The 4,361-nt window shown below is 37.9% G+C and carries 3 protein-coding genes, 5 tRNA genes and 1 rRNA gene; 1 reads left to right on the top strand and 8 read right to left on the bottom strand.

From position 1 onward, the window contains the following. Window positions 1-119: 119 nt before the first annotated feature. The 4 genes from PR683_RS20260 to PR683_RS20275 form a co-directional block, all read right to left on the bottom strand. Window positions 120-195 (bottom strand) — tRNA-Thr (locus PR683_RS20260). A 6-nt stretch (window positions 196-201) separates the two neighbouring features. Next, a tRNA-Gly gene (locus PR683_RS20265) sits at window positions 202-276 on the bottom strand. Between the two features lie 75 nt (window positions 277-351). Continuing rightward, a tRNA-Tyr gene (locus tag PR683_RS20270) sits at window positions 352-436 on the bottom strand. A gap of 15 nt (window positions 437-451) precedes the next feature. Then, window positions 452-527: transfer RNA gene (locus PR683_RS20275), tRNA-Thr, on the bottom strand. Window positions 528-953: 426 nt separating this feature from the next. Between PR683_RS20275 and coaA the strand changes: the two genes are divergently transcribed. Then, a complete protein-coding gene (gene coaA / locus PR683_RS20280) occupies window positions 954-1,904 on the top strand; it encodes a type I pantothenate kinase (protein WP_109913348.1) in 951 nt (316 codons plus the stop codon). A gap of 39 nt (window positions 1,905-1,943) precedes the next feature. On the opposite strand, the gene birA is transcribed toward coaA, so the two are convergent. From birA to PR683_RS20300, 4 genes are all read right to left on the bottom strand, one after another. Beyond that, window positions 1,944-2,918: a bifunctional biotin--[acetyl-CoA-carboxylase] ligase/biotin operon repressor BirA gene (birA, locus tag PR683_RS20285; RefSeq protein WP_117163081.1), complete on the bottom strand. Its 975-nt coding sequence runs from the start codon at window positions 2,916-2,918 to the stop codon at window positions 1,944-1,946. After that, window positions 2,915-3,949, bottom strand: coding sequence for a UDP-N-acetylmuramate dehydrogenase (gene murB, locus PR683_RS20290; protein ID WP_109913346.1), 1,035 nt, complete (start codon window positions 3,947-3,949; stop codon window positions 2,915-2,917). Before murB ends, birA begins: the two co-directional genes overlap by 4 nt. Window positions 3,950-4,104: 155 nt before the next feature. After that, a 5S ribosomal RNA gene (gene rrf, locus PR683_RS20295) occupies window positions 4,105-4,220 on the bottom strand. A gap of 26 nt (window positions 4,221-4,246) precedes the next feature. After that, window positions 4,247-4,322 (bottom strand) — tRNA-Thr (locus PR683_RS20300). Between the last annotated feature and the right edge of the window lie 39 nt (window positions 4,323-4,361).

The raw sequence follows: 4,361 nt of genomic DNA on the forward strand, positions 1-4,361 counted from the left end.
TTAGATTGTCCCTCTAAGACACGGAATCGGTGGTTAAACCACATCAACCAAGCAAGAATTTATTTCGCTTGTTTTTTTCAGGAGACAAATCAGGGAGATTAGTGAGAACATAAGGGAAGTGGTGCTGATAGGCAGATTCGAACTGCCGACCTCACCCTTACCAAGGGTGTGCTCTACCAACTGAGCCATATCAGCACATCTTGGAGCGGGCAGCGGGAATCGAACCCGCATCATCAGCTTGGAAGGCTGAGGTAATAGCCATTATACGATGCCCGCAATGAACTCGGCTACCTGAGTTATCAGCTGTTAAACTGTTCCTCAAAATTTTCTCTTAAGAAAATTTCTTGGAGATGGTGGTGGGAGAAGGATTCGAACCTTCGAAGTCTGTGACGGCAGATTTACAGTCTGCTCCCTTTGGCCGCTTGGGTATCCCACCTATCCAAATTGTTAATGGTGCCGGCACCAAGAGTCGAACTCGGGACCTACTGATTACAAGTCAGTTGCTCTACCAACTGAGCTATGCCGGCATCAAGTGCTGCGCATTCTAGGTAGAGTCGGCGCAGGTTGCAACAAAAAAATTAATTTTTTTGTTTGTTCGCTCACATTTTGTTCGCTTTTGGGCTTTTTGTTGATTTTTTAACTATTTTAAGCTTAAAACATCAACAGCAGCTGTTAACTATAGTCCATTATCATTTGGTCAGTAAAGAGAGAAAGAGGCTTAAAATTTTTAAAATTATTATTTTTTATTCGATATCACAATTTTAGCCTCTCATTTTTAGGTGTTTTTTTCATCACTCAGTATCATTTTTTCTGCCTACATCAAAAAAAACTCATAAAAAATAGAAAAAAACCTACGCCTCCCCACTTTCACTCGCTATGATGCTAGCAAATTTTATGGATACGGGTGTTTAGGCAACCTGTCCAACCTGCATAAAATAGGCAGATGTTGGTTTATGAAAAAGAAAGAAAATTTTATTACTACGCCATACTTAGAGTTTGATAGAGAACACTGGGCAACGTTACGTGATTCAGTTCCACTTACATTAACATCGAGTGAACTTCTAGAGTTAAAAGGGATTAACGAAGAACTCTCTATGGAAGATGTTATAGAGATTTATCTACCTTTATCGCGTTTATTGAATTTTTATATCAGCTCAAACTTGCGTCGTCAGGCTGTCCTAGAGCAATTCCTTGGAACTAATGGCGCAAAAGTGCCTTATATTATTGGTATAGCAGGTAGTGTAGCTGTTGGTAAGAGTACAACTGCACGTTTACTACAAGCACTACTCACTCGTTGGCCAGAACACCGTAAAGTTGACTTGATTACAACTGATGGTTTCTTACATCCTAATCAAGTATTAAAAGATAGGAATATCATGAAGAAAAAAGGGTTTCCGCAATCTTATGATATGCGAAAACTCGTTAACTTCGTGTCGCAAATAAAGTCAGGTGCACGTAACGTTAAGGCTCCTGTTTATTCACATTTAACGTATGATATCGTTCCTGACCAAGAACAAATCATTGATCAACCTGATATTTTAATACTTGAAGGGCTGAATGTCTTACAAAGTGATATGGATTACCCGCAAGATCCTCATCATGTCTTTGTATCTGATTTTGTTGATTTTTCCATTTATGTCGATGCTGCACCTGAATTATTAAAACAATGGTATATCGGTCGGTTTCTTAAATTTAGGCAAGGTGCATTCTCAGATCCTGATTCTTATTTCCATAGCTACTCTAAATTAAGTGAAGATGAAGCTATTAATATTGCAGGGTCTATTTGGGATGAAATTAATGGATTAAATCTTGAAGAAAATATATTACCAACGAAGGAAAGAGCCAGTTTAATTATGACTAAAGGTGAGAACCATACTATTCAGAGTGTTAGATTAAGAAAATAATTATTTATATTGGCCGGCTTATCTCCGGCCAATAATATATCACTCGTTTAGCCTTAAGGATATTTCCCCTCCAATATAGGGAATTATTTCTCCATTATCTTTTTGTAGTAATAATGCACCTTGATCATTAACGCCACGCTCAATACCTGATATTACATCATTACCTATCAATAACTTAACATGCCTGTTCAGAAAATTATCTAGTTTAAACCATCGCTCTAAAAATGGTTTTAGTCCTTCGTGTTCAAATATAACTAAAGATTCTCTTAATGACTTAATAATATTAGCAGATAATTCATTACGCTCTATATTTTCAACCTCATCTCTTAGTGATGACCATTCTTGTGTTATTGATTTTGAACTTTCAATATTGTTATTATTCATTCCAATGTTAATACCAACACCAATAATAATATGAGCTGCATCTCCTGTTTTACCAGTTAATTCAACAAGAATTCCTGCAAGTTTTTTATCATTCATATACAGGTCATTAGGCCACTTTACTTTCACTTTTTCTTGACTAATTCTATTTAAAACTTCAGCAATTACGATGCCCACAACCAGACTTAGTCCCACTGCTGCTGCTGGGCCTTGTTCTAATCTCCAATACATTGAAAGATATAGATTACAACCAAATGGAGATATCCACTGACGCCCTCTTCTACCACGTCCAGCACTTTGATATTCGGCTAAGCAAGTATCTCCTGATTTAAGCTCAGCAATACGCTCTAACATATATTGGTTTGTTGAATCGATCACTGGCTCAACAATAATATTCACATCATCAATTTGCTTTTTAATGGCTTCTTCACTTAATAAATTGATTTGATATGGAAGCTTATAGCCTTTGCCAGCTATTGTTTCTATATTTAATCCCCAAGAGCGCAATGTTTTGATATGTTTATTAATTGCAGATCTTGTCATTCCTAATTGTTCACCGAGTTGCTCCCCCGAATGGACCTGAGCATCAGCTAAGATATCAATTAGCTGTAAAGGAATATTAGTTTCTTTCATCGAATATAATCCATTGCATTAACTTCTCCCACTCGACCGATAAACCTTACTTCTGGCTCTAAAATAATATCAAAGCGCTTTGCTACCGTTTGGCTCACATATTTCGCCAAGTTAGCAATATCTTGCCCTGTTGCGTGCTGTTTATTAATTAATACCAACGCCTGTTGGGTGTGAACAGCTGCGCCACCTATTTGATGACCTTTTAAACCGCACTGGTCAATTAACCAACCTGCGGCTAATTTAACACTACCATCTGCTTGTTCATATTGAGGGCAATTAGGATAAGCTATTTTTATGGCCTGTGCCTTTTCTGCTGAAATAACAGGATTTTTAAAGAAACTACCCGCATTGCCCGTTACTGTTGGGTCAGGTAATTTGCTTCTACGTGTTTGGCATACCGAATTAAATACTTGCTCTGGTGTTACTGTATTGGGATCAAGTTGAGCAAGATCTCCATACATAAGCTTAGGAACCCATTCTTTAGCTAATTTTAACCCAACACTGATGATGACATAGCCATATTGATACTCATGCTTAAAAATACTATCACGATAGCCAAATTGGCACTCTGAAGCTGTTAGTCGTATTACTCTGCCTGTTTCAAGGGAAAGCACATCAACATACTCACATATATCTTTCAGCTCTATACCATAAGCACCTATATTTTGAATGGGTGCAGAACCCACACAACCCGGGATTAATGCTAAATTTTCTGCACCACAAATACCTTTACTCAATAATGTTTCAAGTAATTGATGCCAATTTTCACCTGCTTGAGTATGAACATACCAATAACTGTTATCTTCTGTTATTTCTATTCCCTTAAGCTGATTAATAATTACAACACCTTCAAAGTCTGCAACAAATAGAACATTACTTCCCCCCCCTAATAATAATACTGGGAGTTGCTGATTTTTAGCCTCGACCCATTGTTGGAGTAAAGATTCTTGGTTATCCACAAAAACAATTGATAATGCTTTTGCTTGAATGCCAAAGCTATTAAATGATTTAAGTTCAGACGTTAGGTTCATTACAGCCTTCAGTACAAATAAAACTAGGATAGGATAAGTCTATCAGGCTGGATTAAGAGTGAATAGCAAGATTAGGAAAATAAGATAATTAGTGAGAATTGCGCTATTAATAGAATGCAAAAAGCCACCCAATGGGTGGCTTCTTTATATTTAAAACCTAGCAGTTCCCTACTCTCACATGGGGAGACCCCACACTACCATCGGCGCTACGGCGTTTCACTACTGAGTTCGGCATGGGGTCAGGTGGGACCACCGCGCTATTGCCGCTAGGTAAATTCTTTTTAAATGCCGATTATATGGTGCTGATACCCAGATTCGAACTGGGGACCTCACCCTTACCAAGGGTGTGCTCTACCAACTGAGCCATATCAGCAATATGGTGCGGTCAGTCAGTACTGACACAACCTTAAAA

Origin of the sequence: Providencia sp. PROV269 (assembly GCF_028477785.1) — a bacterium.
GTDB classification, from domain to species: Bacteria; Pseudomonadota; Gammaproteobacteria; order Enterobacterales; family Enterobacteriaceae; genus Providencia; species Providencia rettgeri.